16 protein-coding genes are annotated in these 17,752 nt (G+C 69.6%); 14 read left to right on the top strand and 2 right to left on the bottom strand.

Translation table 11 applies throughout. The features are described from left to right. The first annotated feature begins 187 nt into the window (after window positions 1-187). Window positions 188-1,384, top strand: coding sequence for a phosphotransferase family protein (locus FFS72_RS03665; RefSeq protein ID WP_137872654.1), 1,197 nt, complete (start codon window positions 188-190; stop codon window positions 1,382-1,384). A gap of 53 nt (window positions 1,385-1,437) precedes the next feature. On the opposite strand, the gene FFS72_RS03660 is transcribed toward FFS72_RS03665, so the two are convergent. Then, entirely contained in the window at window positions 1,438-3,078 is a 1,641-nt protein-coding gene (locus FFS72_RS03660; RefSeq protein ID WP_249353096.1) for an alkaline phosphatase D family protein, read from the bottom strand. Between the two features lie 127 nt (window positions 3,079-3,205). Between FFS72_RS03660 and FFS72_RS03655 the strand changes: the two genes are divergently transcribed. The 10 genes from FFS72_RS03655 (at window position 3,206) to aroB (ending at window position 14,633) form a co-directional block, all read left to right on the top strand. Continuing rightward, window positions 3,206-4,642: a replication-associated recombination protein A gene (locus FFS72_RS03655; RefSeq protein ID WP_137872653.1), complete on the top strand. Its 1,437-nt coding sequence runs from the start codon at window positions 3,206-3,208 to the stop codon at window positions 4,640-4,642. A gap of 173 nt (window positions 4,643-4,815) precedes the next feature. Beyond that, the gene (locus FFS72_RS03650) at window positions 4,816-5,832 is read left to right on the top strand and encodes a cytochrome P450 (RefSeq protein WP_249353095.1); all 1,017 of its coding nucleotides are present in this window, start codon (window positions 4,816-4,818) and stop codon (window positions 5,830-5,832) included. A gap of 138 nt (window positions 5,833-5,970) precedes the next feature. Beyond that, window positions 5,971-8,637, top strand: a complete 2,667-nt coding sequence (gene alaS / locus FFS72_RS03645) for an alanine--tRNA ligase (protein WP_137872651.1) — start codon at window positions 5,971-5,973, stop codon at window positions 8,635-8,637. Beyond that, window positions 8,634-9,161, top strand: a complete 528-nt coding sequence (ruvX, locus tag FFS72_RS03640) for a Holliday junction resolvase RuvX (protein WP_050066021.1) — start codon at window positions 8,634-8,636, stop codon at window positions 9,159-9,161. The genes alaS and ruvX overlap by 4 nt, the downstream gene beginning before the upstream one ends. Next, window positions 9,158-10,387 carry an endolytic transglycosylase MltG gene (locus FFS72_RS03635; RefSeq protein ID WP_137872650.1) on the top strand — a complete coding sequence of 410 codons (1,230 nt, stop codon included), beginning with the start codon at window positions 9,158-9,160 and terminating at the stop codon, window positions 10,385-10,387. Before ruvX ends, FFS72_RS03635 begins: the two co-directional genes overlap by 4 nt. Then, on the top strand, window positions 10,377-11,255 hold the full coding sequence (locus tag FFS72_RS03630) for a shikimate dehydrogenase (protein ID WP_249353094.1): 879 nt from the start codon (window positions 10,377-10,379) through the stop codon (window positions 11,253-11,255). The genes FFS72_RS03635 and FFS72_RS03630 overlap by 11 nt, the downstream gene beginning before the upstream one ends. 58 nt (window positions 11,256-11,313) lie before the next feature. Then, window positions 11,314-11,739 carry an A24 family peptidase gene (locus tag FFS72_RS03625; protein ID WP_137872649.1) on the top strand — a complete coding sequence of 142 codons (426 nt, stop codon included), beginning with the start codon at window positions 11,314-11,316 and terminating at the stop codon, window positions 11,737-11,739. Window positions 11,740-11,782: 43 nt separating this feature from the next. Further along, window positions 11,783-12,970: a chorismate synthase gene (gene aroC, locus FFS72_RS03620; RefSeq protein ID WP_137872757.1), complete on the top strand. Its 1,188-nt coding sequence runs from the start codon at window positions 11,783-11,785 to the stop codon at window positions 12,968-12,970. Continuing rightward, entirely contained in the window at window positions 12,967-13,533 is a 567-nt protein-coding gene (locus tag FFS72_RS03615; RefSeq protein ID WP_137872648.1) for a shikimate kinase, read from the top strand. The genes aroC and FFS72_RS03615 overlap by 4 nt, the downstream gene beginning before the upstream one ends. Further along, window positions 13,530-14,633: a 3-dehydroquinate synthase gene (gene aroB, locus FFS72_RS03610; protein ID WP_137872647.1), complete on the top strand. Its 1,104-nt coding sequence runs from the start codon at window positions 13,530-13,532 to the stop codon at window positions 14,631-14,633. Before FFS72_RS03615 ends, aroB begins: the two co-directional genes overlap by 4 nt. An 82-nt stretch (window positions 14,634-14,715) precedes the next feature. Here the strand turns inward: aroB and FFS72_RS03605 are convergent, their stop codons facing one another. Further along, window positions 14,716-15,348 (bottom strand): B-4DMT family transporter, encoded by a 633-nt coding sequence (locus FFS72_RS03605; RefSeq protein WP_171018544.1) that lies wholly within the window; start codon window positions 15,346-15,348, stop codon window positions 14,716-14,718. Between the two features lie 123 nt (window positions 15,349-15,471). On the opposite strand from FFS72_RS03605, the gene FFS72_RS03600 reads away from it, so the two are divergent. The 3 genes from FFS72_RS03600 to nusB are packed head-to-tail and all read left to right on the top strand — an operon-like array spanning window position 15,472 to window position 17,662. After that, the gene (locus FFS72_RS03600) at window positions 15,472-16,578 is read left to right on the top strand and encodes a M24 family metallopeptidase (protein WP_137872646.1); all 1,107 of its coding nucleotides are present in this window, start codon (window positions 15,472-15,474) and stop codon (window positions 16,576-16,578) included. An 18-nt stretch (window positions 16,579-16,596) separates the two neighbouring features. After that, window positions 16,597-17,160: an elongation factor P gene (efp, locus tag FFS72_RS03595; protein ID WP_050066012.1), complete on the top strand. Its 564-nt coding sequence runs from the start codon at window positions 16,597-16,599 to the stop codon at window positions 17,158-17,160. A gap of 1 nt (window position 17,161) precedes the next feature. Beyond that, entirely contained in the window at window positions 17,162-17,662 is a 501-nt protein-coding gene (nusB, locus tag FFS72_RS03590) for a transcription antitermination factor NusB (protein WP_137872645.1), read from the top strand. Window positions 17,663-17,752 lie beyond the last annotated feature (90 nt).

Here is a 17,752-nt window from a genome sequence, read left to right as displayed (position 1 = left end):
TCGCCTCTGACCTCCCGATCCCGGGCGGCCGTGACCGTTTCGCAACAATGAGGACTGTACGGTCTGTTGTCGCTGGTCCGCCCGGGAGAAGGGGGCGAATCGGGGGTGATCGATCCTCGATTCGGTGCGGTCGGCATTGCCGACGGCACCCGAAGTGTCACAGCGGACAGGTAGGTTGTTGGGCGCTATGACCACACTCTTGGCAGATCCAGTCTCCGACGTGGTCGCCGCAGCCGAACGGCTGCTCGAGCGACGCACCGGAGCCCCGGTGTCCCTCGTCGATCCCGTCGACCTCGGAGGTAGTGGGCGCACCGTCGTCCTCCGCGTCCGGTGCGCGGCGAATCCGTTCTCGCTGCCCCGGACCCTGGTGGTCAAACAGGTCCGCGAGCTGTCCGAGGCGGCACACGCCCTCAGCGCGAGCCCGCACTCCGACAGCGCGTTCCCGGACGGGATCCAGGGCGACGGCGTCGACTCCGCGTTCCTCCGCGAAGCGGTGTCCTACCAGTTCGCCACCGCACTGGCCACCGAGAACCGGCCCGGGCCGTCGCTCATCGCCTACGACCTCGAAGCCCGGCTGCTCATCCTCACCGACCTCGGCGACGCCGCCCCGATCGCCCGGCTGCTCGTGCGACCGGACGAGGCCGCGGTGACCAATTCCCTGATGGCACTGGCGCAGGCGATGGGCCGGATGCATGCGGCGACCGTCGGACGCGAGGAGGACTTCTCGGCGCTGCTGCGACGCTCCGGCGTCTCCCACAACGGAAACCTCGTGTCGTCGGAGGTCACCTCCAGCATCCCTCGCCTGCCCACGATGCTCAGCCAGGAGATCGGTGTCACGCCCGGACCGGAGGTCACCGAGGCCGCCGAGCGTGGCGTCGCACTGTTCTCGGGTGGACGTCACCGAGCGTTCAGCCCGTCCGACCTGTGCCCGGACAACATCATCGTCGACGACGAGGGCGTTCGGTTCCTCGACTACGAGTGGGGCGGCTTCCGCGACGCGACCCTCGACGTCGCGTACGCGCTCGTCTCGTTCCCCGGCTGCCTCTGCAGCTTCTCACTGTCCTTGGACCGCTCGCTGGCGATGATCGAGGCGTGGCGGGCCGAGGTCGTCGGGATCTGGCCCGCGCTCGCCGACGACCGCACCCTCCACTCGCGCCTGCTCGACGCGCAGTTGGTGTGGGTGTGGCTGTCCACCTACTGGTTCCTGCCCGAGGACCACGCGCGCATCGCCGCGGTGCGTGAGCACCAGCTGTCGGCGCCGCGTTCCAGGGCTCTGATCTCCCGATGGCGTGCACTCGCCGAGTTCGCCGAGCACGTCGGCAACGCCGCGGTCGCCGAGCACGCGCACGAGGTTGCCGCGAGGTTCACCGAGAACTGGGGCTGAGCACCCGGGGCCGCTGCAGGCGGCCCCGAGTGCAGGTCAGCGTGACCCGAGGGTCACCGCGCGGCTCCCGGAGCAAGCGGAGCGGCCGGCACCAGACGCTGACTGCCGCGCGGCGTCGCGAAGCTCGCGCCCACCCGAACACCCGCGCCCGGATCGGTCGGATCGGTGAGGAAGCACCAGTCCATCTGCGCCCGGGACGCGTCGACGTCGAGGACGCCGTACCCGTGCGAGTCGAGTTCGACGTATCGCAGGTGCCGGTTCGTCGTCTGCAACGCAGCCTCGACGGCGGGCGAGGTCGAACGCGGCGGAACACCGAGACTGTCGTCGATGTTCGGCGAGGTCACCGACGGCACCACGAACTCGGTTCCGACGGTGGCACCCGCGGGCTGCGCGGCCGCGTTCAGCGGCAACTCCGCACCCCACGAGCAGTGGATGTCGCCGGTGAGGAAGACGGTGTCGGTGACCGCGTCGCCCGCGATCGCGTCGAACAGACGACGCCGGTCGGCGGTGTACCCGTCCCACTGGTCGGCGTTGAACGGGATGCCCGAGTCGGGCAGCCCCACCATGTCGGTCAGGGCCTGCGTCGTGCGAGTGTCCAAGGGTGGGAACAGGATCGGCGCGATCATCACGGGATTGCCGACCAGCTTCCACTGCGTCGGCGACGACACGATGCCCGATCGGAGCCAGTCGAACTGGGCGCGACCGGTGAGGCTCCGATCCGGGGAATCGACGTTCTTCGACGTTGCCGACACCTGCAGGTCGCGGTGGCTGCGCAGGTCGAGCATCGACAGTTCGGCGAGCGTGCCGAAACGCAGGCGCCGATACAGCGGCTGCTCGGTTCCCGACACACGGATCGGCATCCACTCCAGGTAGGCGCGCTTGCCCGCGGCGAACCGAGCTGCCCAGTCGCCCTCCGTCGCCGGGTCGTGGTTCTCCGCGCCGCCGATCCAGGCATTGTCCGCGGTCTCGTGGTCGTCCCACGTGACGATGAACGGGAACCGCGCGTGCAGCGCCTGCAGGTCGGGGTCGGTCTTGTACTGGGCGTGCCGGATCCGGTAGTCGGACAGGGAGACGATCTCGTGGGCGGGGTCGTGCCAGCGCACGGACCGGCCCCGGGTGCCGTACTCGCCGCGGCCGTACTCGTAGAGGTAGTCGCCGAGGTGCACGATCGCGTCGAGGTCGTCACGGGCGGCCAGGTGCCGGTACGCGGCGAACCAGCCCGCCTCCCAGTTGGAACAGGACACGACACCGAAGCGCAGCGACGACACCGCGGCATCCTCGGCCGGTGCGGTGCGGGTGCGCCCGACCGGGGACCGCGATCCGTCGGGGGCGACGAACCGGAAGTGGTACGACCGGCCGGCCTGCAATCCGGTGGCGTCCACCTTCACGGTGTGGTCTGCATCCGCCGTCGCGGTCACCGACCCGGAGCGGACCACGGAACCGAACCCGGCGTCGGACGCCACCTCCCAGCGCACGGTCACCGGACCCCCGAGTCCGGAGCCGGGAACGGCATCGGGAGTGGGAGTGATTCGGGTCCACAGGATCACCCGATCGGGGAGTGGGTCACCGGAGGCGACGCCGTGAACGAACGGGGTTCCGGACTGCGCGGCAGCGGCAGCCGGGCGAGCGAGCAGTGCGGCGCCGGTCGCCAGGGTGGTTCCGCGCAGCATCGCGCGACGGTTCAATTGCGGCATACCTCGGATGACATATGAATCTGGACGCCCGTTCAATCCAGATTCGCGGTGAACGCCCGATGTTCGCCGAGTGTTCGGCATCTCGTCGCCTCCGGGGTCGTTCATGCCGCCGGGTAGATTCGAACCCGTGAGCGATTGGCTGGGGCCCCGCGACGGCACGGACGGACCGCACGGGTCCGAAGAGGACGGACTGTTCGACACCACCCGTCCCGAATCCCCGCCCGGTTCCGCGGGGGTCACCGGTGGGCTCGCTCCGACCCGCCCCGACGCGCCGCTCGCCGTCCGGATGCGACCCGGAACCCTCGACGAGGTCCTCGGGCAGGGGCACCTTCTCGAACCGGGTGCGCCGCTGCGGCGTCTCGTCGAGGGTTCCGGAGCCGCGTCGGTCATGCTCTACGGGCCGCCCGGCACCGGAAAGACGACGCTCGCATCACTGATCTCGCGCGCGACGGGCCGCCGGTTCGAGGCGCTGTCCGCGCTGTCCGCGGGCGTCAAGGATGTGCGCGCCGTCATCGACCTAGCCCGCCGCAGACTCACGGCAGGGGAACAGACCGTCCTCTTCATCGACGAGGTACACCGGTTCTCCAAGACCCAGCAGGATGCCCTGCTCGCCGCCGTCGAGAACCGCATCGTGCTCCTGGTCGCCGCGACCACCGAGAATCCGTCGTTCTCGGTCGTGTCGCCGCTGCTCTCACGCTCGCTGGTGCTGCAGCTGAGATCGCTGACCGACGACGACATCCGGACGCTGCTCGATCGGGCCGTCACCGATCCGCGCGGGCTCGGCGGAGCGGTGACGTTGACCGAGGAAGCCATGGGCCACCTGGTGCGGCTCGCGGGCGGTGACGCGCGCCGCGCGCTGACGGCGTTGGAGGCCGCAGCCGGGACCGTCCTCGACCGCGACGGCGGCGCCGTCCCGCATCGCGACGGCGGCACCGTCGTCGACCTCGCCGCCGTCGAGTCCAGCGTCGACAGGGCGGCCGTGCGCTACGACCGCGACGGCGATCAGCACTACGACGTCACCAGTGCCTTCATCAAGTCGCTCCGCGGCTCGGACGTGGACGCCGCACTGCACTATCTGGCCCGCATGATCGTCGCGGGGGAGGACCCGCGGTTCATCGCGCGTCGACTGATGATCCACGCCAGCGAGGACGTGGGGATGGCGGATCCGAGCGCGCTGCAGACCGCGACCGCGGCCGCCCAGGTGGTGCAACTGGTGGGCATGCCCGAGGCGCAACTCGCATTGGCGCAGGCCACGATTCACATCGCGACCGCACCCAAGTCCGGCGCGGTCACGGCCGCGCTCGGCGCCGCGATGGCCGACATTCGGGCCGGTAAGGCGGGCACCGTTCCGGCGCACCTGCGGGACGGGCACTACGCGGGCGCCCAGAAACTCGGCAACGCAATCGGATACAGGTATCCGCACGACACCACCGACGGTGTCCTCGCGCAGCAGTATCCGCCCGACGAACTGGTCGGCGTCGACTACTACGAGCCGACCACGCACGGTGGTGAACGGGAACTCGCGACGCGGGTCGGAAAGCTGCGTCGTATCGTGCGCGGCTGACCTCGGGAGGGTGATACTGGGCTCACCTCTCGGCGATGGGACCCCGTGATGACGCGACAGCGTGAACCGGACTGGCAGCCTCGGTCCGACGAGGTGCATCCGACCAGATCGCGTCGTACGACGCGATGCGGGAGCGGTGTCCGATCGCCTATGACGGCAACGACAGTTGGACCGTGTTCGGGCACGCCGACGCCGTCGCGGTCGCCGACGACACCGCGACGTACTCCAACGCCGTGTCGCGGCACCTGCAGGTTCCCAACGGATTCGACGGCGCCGCCCACCGCGACTACCGGACGATGATCGACCGCTATTTCACCGACGACGCGATCGCCGGATTCGAACCGACGCTGCGCAGCATCTGCGCCGATCTCGTCGCCGCCGTGCCGCGCGGAGTGGACGTGGATCTGATGGCGGAACTGGCCGAACCGTTCGCGAACGACGCGACCTGCGCGTTCATGGGCTGGCCGGATTCGCTGCGTGCGCCGATGCGGGAGTGGACGGAGAAGAACCGGCGCGCGACCCTCGCCGTCGACCGCACGGCGATGGCCGAGATCGCCGTCGAGTTCGACGGCCACATCCGGACCCAACTCGACGCCCGACGGGGACGGCCCGCCACCGACCCGACCGGTGCGCTGCTCGAGGAACGGTTGGACGGTCGGCCGCTGAGCGACGAGGAGATCGTGTCGATCATCCGCAACTGGTCGGTCGCGGAACTGGGCACGATCGCGGCGAGCGCGGGCGTCGTCGCGGGCTTCCTCGCGCGGCACCCCGACGTTCAGGAGCAGTTGCGCGCCGACCCCGGACGGCTCGACGTCGCCACCGACGAGATTCAGCGGATGAACTCGCCGTTCGTCGCGAGTCGCAGACGTGTCACCGTCGCCACCGAGATCGCAGGCACTCCACTCGAGGCCGAGGACCGGGTGTACGTGGTGTGGACATCGGCGAACCGCGATCCGCGGGTGTTCGGAGACCCCGACGAGTTCCGTCTCGACCGCGATCCCGCCGACAATCTCGTCTACGGACGCGGCGTGCACTACTGCCCGGGTGCTCGGTTGGCGCGACTGGAACTGCGGGTGCTGTTCGAGGAACTGTTCTCCGGCACGACCGCGATCGCACCGGGAGCGCAGGCGCCCGTGCCTGCTCGCTATCCGGCAGGTGGCTGGTCACGGTTGCCGGTCCGGCTGACCTGAACCGGGGCGCGAGCCCGCCCGGTGGAAACCCGCCGGGAGAAAACCCGCAGACTCGACAGTTAAGCTTGTGAATGGTCGATTCGCCCCACCCGGCGGCGTCGACGGCAAGGTTCAGTTCACTCGCGAAGGGCAACAAAGGTGCAGACCCACGAGATCCGCAGGCGATTCCTCGACCACTTCGTCAAGGCGGGTCACACCGAGGTGGCCAGCGCCTCGCTGCTCTTCGACGACCCGAACCTGCTGTTCGTCAACGCGGGCATGGTGCAGTTCAAGCCGTACTTCCTCGGTCAGCAGACCCCGCCCTACGACACCGCGACGAGCGTCCAGAAGTGCGTGCGCACCGGCGACATCGAGAACGTCGGTGTCACCACGCGGCACAACACGTTCTTCCAGATGGCAGGCAACTTCAGCTTCGGCGACTACTTCAAGCGCGGCGCGATCAAGCACGCCTGGGCGCTGCTGACGAACAGCATCGAGGACGGCGGCTACGGCTTCGATCCCGAGCGCCTGTGGGTCACCGTCTACCTCGACGACGACGAAGCCCGCGACATCTGGAAAGAAGAGGCCGGCATCCCCGACGAGCGCATCCAGCGCCGCGGCATGGCCGACAACTACTGGTCGATGGGCGTCCCCGGACCGTGCGGCCCGTGCTCGGAGATCTACTACGACCGCGGACCCGAGTTCGGCGCCCCGGGCGGCCCCGAAGCCGACGAGGATCGCTACCTCGAAATCTGGAACCTCGTGTTCATGCAGAACGAGCGCGGCGAGGGCTCCGGCAAGGACAGCTTCGAGATCCTCGGGCCGCTGCCCAAGCAGAACATCGACACCGGCATGGGCGTCGAGCGCGTCGCCTTCCTGCTCCAGGACGTCGACAACGTCTACGAGACCGACCTCGTGCGTCCCGTGATCACGAAGGCCGAGGAACTGACCGGTCGCTCCTACGGCGCCGACCACGAGTCCGACGTCCGGTTCCGCGTCATCGCCGACCATGCCCGGACCGGCGTGATGCTCATCGCGGACGGCGTGAACCCCGGCAACGAGGGCCGCGGTTACGTGCTGCGCCGCCTGCTGCGCCGCATCGTGCGTTCCGCTCGACTGCTGGGCGCGGAGAAGCCGAGCATGGCCGAGTTCGTCACGGTCGTCCGCGACACGATGTCCGAGTCGTACCCGGTGTTGGCGACCGACTTCGACCGCATCCTCGGTGTCGCGGTCGGCGAGGAGACCGCGTTCCTGCGCACCCTCGCGTCGGGGTCGAAGATGTTCGAGGCCGAGGCCGGCGAGGTCAAGGCGGCGGGCAAGAAGGTCTTCGGCGGCAGCGAGGCGTTCGTCCTGCACGACACCTACGGCTTCCCGATCGACCTGACGCTGGAGATGGCGGCCGAGGCGGGCCTCTCGGTCGACGAGGACGGGTTCCGGTCGCTGATGGCCGAGCAGCGCAAGCGCGCGAAGGAGGACGCCCAGTCCCGCAAGCACGCGCACGCCGACCTGAGCATCTACAAGGAGTTCGTCGACCGCGGCGAGACCGAGTTCACCGGTTTCGCCGAACTGACCACCGAGGCAACGGTTCTCGCGCTCATCTCGGGCGGAGTCCGGGTCCCGACCGCGACCGCGGGGCAGGAGGTCGAGGTCATCCTCGACCGCACCCCGCTCTACGCGGAGTCCGGTGGCCAGATCGCCGACATCGGCGTCATCACCGGACCGGGTCTGCGGGTCCGGGTCCGCGACGTGCAGAAGATCGCCAAGAAGGTCTGGGTGCACAAGGTCACCGTCGAGGAAGGCCAGCTGACCGAGGGTGACGCGATCCTCGCGCAGGTCGACCCGGCGTGGCGGTCCGGTGCAACCCAGGGCCACTCCGGAACCCACATGGTGCACGCCGCGCTGCGGCAGGTGCTCGGCCCCAACACCACGCAGAAGGGTTCGCTGAACAAGCCCGGCTACCTGCGGTTCGACTTCGCGTGGCAGAACCAGCTGTCAGCGCAGCAGCTCGCCGACATCGAAGCCGTCGCCAACGAGGCCGTCGCCGCCAACCACACCGTCAACACCTTCGTCACCGATCTCGACAAGGCCAGGTCGATGGGCGCGATGGCGCTGTTCGGCGAGAACTACGGCAACGAGGTCCGGGTCGTCGAGATCGGTGGACCGTTCTCGATGGAACTCTGCGGCGGCACGCACGTGCAGTCGTCGGCGCAGATCGGTCAGATCACGCTGCTCGGTGAGTCGTCCGTCGGCTCGGGCGCGCGCCGCGTCGAGGCGTTCGTCGGCCTCGACTCGTACCGCTACCTCGCCAAGGAACGCGCACTGCTCGCGGGCGTCGCGACCGCCCTGAAGGTGCCGTCGGACGAGGTGCCCGGCCGCGTCGAGCAGCTCGTCGAGCGGCTCAAGGTCGCCGAGAAGGAACTCGAGGCCACCAAGGCAGCGGCGGTGCTCGCCTCCGCGGCGGGCTTCGTCGAGAAGGCGCAGCGCGTCGGTGGGCTGCTGCTCGTCGCCGAGCAGGCACCCGACGGCGTGCCCGCAGGCGATCTGCGCACCCTCGCCACCGACATCCGCGGCCGGTTCGGCACCGAGGCCGCCGTCGTCGTCCTGCTCGGCTCCGCCGACGGCAAGGTTCCGTTCGTCGTGACAGCCACGAAGGCCGCACTGGATCTGGGCGTCAAGTCCGGCGACCTCGTCGGCGCCTTCGGGCCGCTGATCGGTGGCCGCGGCGGCGGCAAGCCCGAGATGGCGCAGGGGTCGGGCAGCGATGCGTCCGGCATTCCCGCAGCGCTCGCGGCGGTCCGCGCCCGCGTCGCCGAGATCGCCGGGTGACGGACCTGGACGGAAGCGGCGACCCCGGTCGGGGTCGCCGCATCGCGATCGACGTCGGAAGCGTCCGCATCGGCGTCGCCGCCAGCGACCCCGACGGCATCCTCGCCACGCCGGTCGAGACCGTACCGAGGTCCAAGAGCAGGGCCGACACCTCCGACCTCCGGCGACTCGCCGCGATAGTCGAGGAGTACGAGGCGGTGGAGGTTATCGTCGGTCTGCCGCAGACCCTGCGTGGGGAACGCGGCGCCGCAGCAGGTCTGGCCGTCAAGTTCGCCGACCAGCTCCGGGAACGGATCGCTCCGATCCCGGTCCGGATGACCGACGAACGCTTCACGACGGTCACCGCGTCGCGATCCCTGCGTGAAAGCGGGGTCAAGGCCAAGGGCCAGCGGTCGGTGATCGATCAGGCAGCAGCTGTCGCGATCCTCCAGGGGTGGCTCGATCAGCGAAGCGCGGCGCTGCGGTCGGCGCAGGCCGCACAACCGGAGGGACCGGACGTGACCGAACCGGAGGGCGCGGAGTGACGCACGACCAGCGGCAGTACGTGAGCCGGGCCGAGGCCCGTCGCGCACGTGAAGCCCAGGAGGCGGCGGTGACCCGCCGCAAGCGCGGTCGCGGGGTCTTCCTCGCACTGGCGGTCGTCGTCGGCCTCGCCGTCGTCGGCGGTGTCGGGTACGTGGCGTTCGACATGCTCGGTGGCAAAGCCGCCCCCGACTACGCGTCCGGCGAAGCCGGCCCCGAGGTGGTCGTCGTCGTGAACGCAGGCGACACCGCCACCCAGATCGGCGCGCAGATGGCAGAGAAGGACGTCGTGGCAAGCAGTTCCGCGTTCTACGAGGCCGCGATCGCGAACCCGGACATGCAATCGCTGCAGCCCGGCTACTACCACCTGCAGTCGCGACTGCCGGCCTCCGAAGCCGTCGCCACACTCGTCGACCCGTCGTCGCGAGTCGGATCCCTGGTGATCTCCGAGGGCAGGCAGCTGCACGACACCCGCGACGTCAACACCGGCGCCGTCAAACGCGGCATCTACACGCTCATCTCGGAGGCGAGCTGCCTACCGGGAGCCTCCGGCGGGCTCGACTGCGTCACCGTCGACGAGCTCGACGCCGCGGGCGCGAGCCCCGACCTCGCCGGGCTCGGGGTACCCGCCTGGGCGATCGAACAGGTGCGCAGGGTGCCCGATGCGTCTCGTCAACTCGAAGGGCTCATCGCCGCGGGCAGTTGGGACTTCGATCCCGCCGCCGACGCCACCGAGATCCTCAGCGGCCTCGTCGGCGGAAGCGCCGCGAAGTACCAGTCGACCGGCATCACCACCGCCGGAGCGAACGTGGGGCTGAACCCCTACGAGGTGCTGATCGCGGCCTCGCTCGTCGAGCGGGAGTCGCTGCCCGCCGACTTCGGCAAGGTCGCCCGAGTGATCGTCAACCGTCTCGCCGTGCCCCAGAAGCTCGAGTTCGACTCGACGGTCAACTACGCGCTCGACACCACCGAACTCGCCACCACCGACCAGGACCGGGCCACCGTCACACCGTGGAACACGTACGCGAAGGAAGGCCTGCCCGCGACCCCGATCTCGTCGCCGAGCATCGCGGCGGTCCAGGCGGTGGAAACCGCGCCTGCGGGGGACTGGCTGTACTTCGTCACCATCGACGACAAGGGCACCACGCTGTTCACCCACAGCTACGAGGAGCACCTGGAGAACAGCAAGAAGGCCGTGGAAAGTGGGATCCTGCGCAGTGGTCGCTGACAACGTGACGGGTTACGACAACACGGCGAGCGCGCCGCGCCGCGCGGCGGTCCTCGGCAAGCCGATCGAGCATTCCCGGTCGCCCGACCTGCACCTCGCCGCGTATCGGGCGCTCGGCCTGACCGACTGGACCTACGAGCGCATCGAGTGCACCGGCGAGCAGCTTCCCGCGCTCGTCGACGGGCTCGGACCGGAGTGGGTGGGACTGTCGGTGACGATGCCGGGCAAGCTCGCCGCGCTCGCCCACGCCACCGAACGGACCGAACGGGCCGTGCAGGTCGGGTCCGCGAACACTCTCGTCCGCATCGGTGACAGTGGTTCGGGCAGCGGCTGGCGCGCGGACTGCACCGACGTCGACGGCGTCGCGGGCGCGCTCGCCGAGGTCGGGGTCGTCGACCTGAGCGGGTCGAGTGCCGTCGTCATCGGCGCGGGCGGCACCTCGCGACCGGCGCTGCGTGCACTCGCCGACCTCGGGGTCGCCGAGGTGACGGTGGTTGCCCGCTCGGCCGACCGCGCCGCGGACACCCTCGCCTGTGCGGAGGTGATGGGCGTGCGCGCCCGGTACCAGAACTTCGACGGACTGTCGGCCCCGTGCCGCGACGCCGCGGTCGTGGTGAGCACGGTGCCCGCCGCCGCGATCGCCCCCTATGCGTCCGCCGTTGCGCAGGCACCGGTGGTGTTCGACGCGATCTACGATCCCTGGCCCACCCCGCTCGCGTCCGCTGTCGAGGCTGCGGGCGGCACCGTCGTCGACGGGCTTCGGATGCTGCTCAACCAGGCGTTCGGCCAGGTCGAGCAGTTCACGGGCAGGCCCGCCCCCCGGGACGCCATGGCGGCGGTGCTCCCGCGCCGTTCATCCACAGGCTGACACGTAACGCCAGGTCACCGCACCGGTTGGTGCGCGCGGGTGTGGCAGCGTGCACCGCATGGGGGAGATGTGGGAATTCGCGGTGCTCGCCGTGTGGTGTGTTCGGCTGAGCGTCACCGACCTGAGGACGAGGCGCCTACCGAACGCGCTGACACTGTCGGGTGCAGGGGTGATCGTCGGCGTTGCCGGTCTGCGCGGTGAGCTGCGGCCTGCGATCGTGGGCGCACTCCTGCTGGCAGGCGTCTACCTGCTGATGCACCTCGTGTCACCGGCGTCGATGGGCGGCGGCGACGTCAAACTCGCGCTCGGCCTCGGCGCCGCGACGGGAACCGCCGGGTCGGCGGTGTGGCTGGCCGCGGCAGTGGGGGCGTTCGCACTGACCGCCCTCGTGGGCTGTGTCCTGCGGGTTGCCGGGCGTCGTGTCGAGGACCTGCCGCACGGACCGTCGATGTGCTTCGCGACGCTCGCCGCGTTGACGCTGTGACCGGTGTGCATTGCAGTGGTCGGCCCGTGGAATGATGGTCGACGTGCTGCGCTGGATAACTGCTGGAGAATCCCACGGTCCCGCCCTCGTCGCGATGGTCGACGGAATGGTCGCCGGGGTCGAGATCACCTCGGACGAGATCGCCACCCAACTGGCTCGCCGCCGCCTCGGCTACGGTCGCGGTGCCCGCATGAGCTTCGAGAAGGACGTCGTCACCGTTGTCGGCGGCGTCCGGCACGGCCGCACCATGGGCGGACCCGTCGCTATCGAGGTCGCGAACAGTGAGTGGCCCAAGTGGGAGACCGTGATGGCCTCCGACCCCGTCGACGAGGCACTGCTCAAGGACCTCGCGCGGAACGCCCCGCTGACTCGGCCGCGGCCCGGCCACGCCGACTTCTCGGGCATGCTCAAGTACGGCTTCGACGACGCCCGGCCCGTGCTCGAACGCGCCAGTGCCCGCGAAACGGCGGCCCGCGTCGCTGCCGGAACCCTCGCCCGAAACTTCCTCCGCCAGGTGTTCGGTGTCGAGGTCGTCTCGCACGTCATCTCCATCGGCGCCTCGAAGCCCTACGTCGGCCCCGCCCCGCACGCCGATGACCTCGACGCCGTCGACGCCAGCCCCGTGCGCGCGTTCGACAAGGCGGCCGAGGAGTCGATGATCGCCGAGATCGAGGCCGCCAAGAAGGACGGCGACACCCTCGGCGGTGTCGTCGAGGTCGTCATCGAGGGACTGCCCGTCGGACTCGGCTCGTTCATCAGCGGCGAGAACCGCCTCGACTCGCGCCTCGCGGCTGCCCTGATGGGTATCCAGGCGATCAAGGGCGTCGAGGTCGGTGACGGCTTCGAGACCGCCCGACGTCGCGGCAGCGCGGCGCACGACGAGATGAAGCCCGGACCCGACGGTGTGCTGCGGTCGACCAACCGCGCGGGCGGCCTCGAAGGCGGCATGACCAACGGCGAGGCGCTGCGCGTGCGCGCGGCGATGAAGCCGATCTCCACGGTGCCGCGGGCGCTGGCCACCGTCGACATGGCGACCGGCGACGAGGCCGTCGCGATCCACCAGCGCAGCGACGTCTGCGCGGTACCCGCAGCAGGCGTCGTCGCGGAGTCCATGGTCGCGCTCGTCGTCGCGCAGGCCGCGCTCGAGAAGTTCGGTGGCGACTCCGCCGCCGAGACCCAGCGCAACGTCGAGGGGTACCTCGCGGCAGTGCGGGAGCGGCTGGCACGGTGACTCCACGTGCGGTCCTGATCGGGCCGCCCGGCGCGGGCAAGTCCACGATCGGGCGGCGCCTGGCTCGGGCGATCGACGTCGAGGTCTTCGACACCGACGCCGCGATCGAACACGAGACCGGGCGCAGCATCCCGGAGATCTTCGCCGAGGACGGTGAACCGGCGTTCCGGGAGATCGAAGAGGACGTCGTGCGCCGTGCGCTCCTCGAACAGGACGGCGTCGTCTCGCTCGGCGGCGGCGCGATCCTGTCCGATGCGACGCGTGCCCGCCTGGCCGGACACACGGTCGTGTACCTGGAGATCAGCGTCGCCGAAGGACTGCGCAGGACCGGCGCGAACACGAGCCGGCCGCTGCTCAACGGCGGCGACCCGCGGCAGAAGTACCGCGAGCTGATGCGCCGGCGCAGGCCGCTCTACCGGGAGGTCGCGACCATTCGGCTGCGCTCCGACGGTCGCAGTCCCGCCCGTCTCGTGCAGCAACTCGTCACGCGACTGGGTGCGACCCAGTCTCCGAACCCGTCGACGACGCACCCCGACTCATCGAAGGAAGAAGGCACACAGTGAGCGAACCCGTGCGCGTGCAGGTCGAGTCGGCCAGCCCGTACCCGGTGATCATCGGGCGCGGACTGCTCGGCGACATCGTCGACCAGCTGGCCGGGACCAGGACCGTCGCGATCATCCACCAGCCGACGCTGCTGCAGACCGCGGACGTCCTCAAGGCGGCGTTGAAGGAACGCGGTGTCGATGCCCACAGCATCGAGATCCCGGACGCGGAGGACGGCAAGGATCTGGCGGTCGCCGGGTTCTGTTGGGAGGTCCTGGGGCGGATCGGACTGACTCGCAGCGACGCCGTCGTCAGCCTCGGTGGCGGTGCCGCGACCGACCTCGCCGGCTTCGTCGCCGCAACGTGGATGCGCGGGGTGCAGGTCGTGCACGTGCCGACCACGCTGCTCGCCATGGTCGACGCCGCCGTGGGTGGCAAGACCGGCATCAACACCGATGCGGGCAAGAACCTCGTCGGCTCGTTCCACGAACCGGCCGCCGTGTTCATCGACCTCGCGACGCTGGAGACGGTGCCGCGCAACGAGATCGTCGCCGGCATGGCCGAGGTGATCAAGACCGGGTTCATCGCCGACCCCGTGATCCTCGACCTGGTCGAGGCGGATCCGGAGGTCGCGCTGGATCCGACGGGCGAGGTGCTGCCCGAACTGATCCGCCGCTCGGTGGAGGTCAAGGCGAAGGTTGTCGCCGCCGACCTCAAGGAGTCGAGCCTGCGCGAGATCCTCAACTATGGGCACACCCTCGGCCATGCGATCGAACGTCGTGAGAAGTACCGGTGGCGCCACGGCGCTGCCGTGTCGGTCGGACTCGTGTTCGCCGCCGAGCTGGGCAGGCTGGCCGGACGCCTCGACGACGCCACCGCGGACCGGCACCGCGCGATCCTGGAGTCCATCGGCCTGCCGACGACCTACGACGCCGACGCGTTCTCGGACCTGCTCAAGGGGATGCAGACCGACAAGAAGAACCGCGCGGGCATGCTGCGGTTCGTCGTGCTCGACGGCCTCGCCAAGCCGAGCCGCCTCGAGGGCCCGGACCCGACGTTGCTCGCCGCCGCCTACGCCGCGATCGGTCGGGAACCGCAGGCGAACACGATCCTGCTCTGAGTCCGAACAGGAACACCCGAACCAAGAACGACTGTGCCGGGCGACATCGTCGCCCGGCACAGTCGTCTCAGGACGAGGTGGGTCAGTCCTTCGGGCGCTCGACCGCGCGGAAGACCTCGGTGGGTGCGTCATCGGGGTAGCCGTCGGTTGCGGAAGTCTGGTCCGAGTACGGGCCTTCGGCGAATCCGTAGCCGCTGTCGCTGTCCTCGTGCGCCCACTCGTCGCCGCCCGCTGCGCCGACTCCGACCGAGACCGGTGCGGCGGCCCGATCCTCGGCCGCCTCGTTCTTGTTTGCGTCGCGGTGCGCGATGAATCGGCCGACCGCGACCGCCAGCATCGCGGGGACGAAGACGAGCAGCAGGGTGAACGCCGCACCCGAGGTGAGCTCGAAGAACAGCGAGTTCTCGCCGACCGAGACGTCGGAGACCGACCCCACGAGCCAGCACAGTGCACCGGAGAGCAGACCCGCGACTGCGCCGGCCTTGAGCCAGGTCATCGTCAGGTCGGCTTCCTCCCGCTCCGACGGGTGCGCACGAGCGTCGCGGATACCGTCGAGTCCGGCCCACACGAGGGCGGCGAGCACGACGACGGCCAGGCCGAGCCACCGCATCAGCGACCCGTGCAGTGGCCAGGCCGCGACCGCGACGCCCAGCGCGACCCGGGTGACGACATGCACGAAGGTCATGCCGAGTCCACGAACAATCCAGGAGTTCATACCCACAGCGTAACGAGGGTCACGTTCGTGGCGTGACGCAACCGACATCGACGGTGACGGACATCATCCGGTCACTGTCGCTTTCCATGCGAAGTCGGTGCCCGGCTGTCGTACGTTGGGCCCATGTCCACTGCAGATCACGGAGCCCGGCGGGCCGCACTGCGCCGCCTGCTCGCCGACCGCGAACTCGACGTCCTGATCGTCACCGACCTCCTCAACATCCGGTACCTCACTGGCTTCACGGGATCGAACGCGGCGCTCGTCGTCGACGCCGCCGACGAGCCGGGCGCGGAGGACCGCACGGTCGTCTGCACCGATGGTCGTTACGTCACCCAGGTCGGCGAACAGGTGCCGGACCTGCGGGCGATCATCGACCGGGCGAGCGCCGCCGCGCTGATCCGTACGCTCGCCGACCGGCCCGGTGTGCGAGCCGGATTCGAGAGCCACGTCGTCACGGTCGACGCCCTCGCGGGCTGGCGCGACGCTGCGCCGAACCTGACGTTGACCCGCTGCCCACGCCTGGTCGAACGCCTGCGTGAGGTCAAGGACGAACACGAGATCGGTCTGCTCCGGCGCGCGTGCACAGCAGCCGACGTGGCGCTCGCCGCGCTGATCGAACGCGGCGGGCTGCGCCCGGGACGGACAGAACGCGAGGTCGGTCGCGAGTTGGAGTTCCTCATGCTCGAGAACGGCGCCGACGGCATCTCGTTCGAGACGATCGTCGCGGCCGGTGCGAACTCGGCGATTCCGCACCACCGGCCCACCGACGCGGTGCTCGCGTCGGGCGACTTCGTCAAACTCGACTTCGGTGCCACCGTCGCCGGCTACCACTCGGACATGACCCGCACCTATGTACTGGGGTCGGCGGCCGACTGGCAGCGTGACGTGTACGACCTGGTGTCGCGCTCTCAGGCGGCCGGACGCGCGGCGTTGGCGCCGGGTGCTCCGCTGGCCGAGGTGGACGCGGCGTCGCGTTCGGTGATCGAGGCAGCGGGCTACGGCGAGCTGTTCCAGCACGGTCTCGGGCACGGCGTCGGCCTCGAGATCCACGAAGCGCCGGGAATCGGCAAGGCCGGGGCCGGTACACTACTAGCCGGTGCTGCGGTGACCGTCGAACCTGGGGTGTACTTCTCGGGACGCGGAGGCGTCCGGATCGAGGACACTCTCGTGGTTCGCGAGGAGGAGCCGGAGCTCCTCACGCTCACCAGCAAAGATCTGACAATCGTTTAATAAGGAGACACGAAGCCAGTGGCTGACACCAGTGATTTCAAGAACGGGCTCGTACTGAAGATCGAGGGCCAGCTCTGGCAGATCATCGAGTTCCAGCACGTCAAGCCGGGCAAGGGTCCCGCGTTCGTGCGTACCAAGCTCAAGAATGTGCTCTCCGGCAAGAATGTCGACAAGACCTTCAACGCGGGCGTCAAGGTCGAGACCGCGACCGTCGACCGCCGCGACATGACGTACCTGTACCACGACGGCAGCGACTACGTCTTCATGGACGGCGACACCTACGACCAGATCTCGATCAACGAGGCAACCGTCGGCGAGGGCGCGCGCTTCCTGCTGGAGAACATGCAGGTCCAGGTCGCGACCCACGAGGACGCTCCGCTGTTCGTCGAGCTGCCCGTGACCGTCGAGCTGGTCGTCAAGCACACCGATCCGGGCCTGCAGGGCGACCGTTCGACCGGTGGCACCAAGCCGGCCACGCTGGAGACGGACGCCGAGGTCCAGGTCCCGCTGTTCATCAACACGGGCGACAAGCTGAAGATCGACTCTCGTGACGGCAACTACCTGGGCCGCGTGAACTCGTAGCGTGTCCGGTAGCCAGAAGAAGCTCGGGGCCAGGCACAAGGCCCGCAAGCGCGCCGTCGACTTCCTCTTCGAGGCGGAGGCGCGTGATCTCGACCCGGTGGACCTCGCGGCCGAGCGGGTGACGTTGTCCTCGAAGGACGACACCGTCGCACCCGTCAACCCGTACACGGTCACCGTCGTCACCGGTGTCGCGGAGAACCTGGACCGGCTCGACCGGGTCATCGCCGACCATCTGCAGGACTGGACGCTCGAGCGTCTGCCCGCCGTGGATCGTGCGATTCTCCGGATCGCGGTGTGGGAACTGTTCCACGCGACGGATGTGCCTCCGGTGGTAGCCGTCGACGAAGCGGTCGAGCTCGCGAAGGAACTCTCGACCGACGAGTCGCCGGGATTCATCAACGGGATCCTCGGCCAGGTCGTCCTGGTCGCACCTCAGGTGCGCGCCGCTGCAGCGGCGACGGCGCAGACGCCGGCCGACCGTGAGACCTCCGGCGAGAGCTGAACGCCGATGCACGACACGAACGCCGCGGACCTTCGGGGTCCGCGGCGTTCGTCGTTCTCAGGCCGGGCGCGTCGTCGTGTGGCTGACGAC

The organism is Rhodococcus sp. Q (assembly GCF_005503035.1).
In the GTDB taxonomy this organism is placed as follows: domain Bacteria; phylum Actinomycetota; class Actinomycetes; order Mycobacteriales; family Mycobacteriaceae; genus Rhodococcus_G.
Note: the sequence above shows the minus strand (reverse complement) of the source record. Positions and strands in the feature narration are given on the sequence as shown.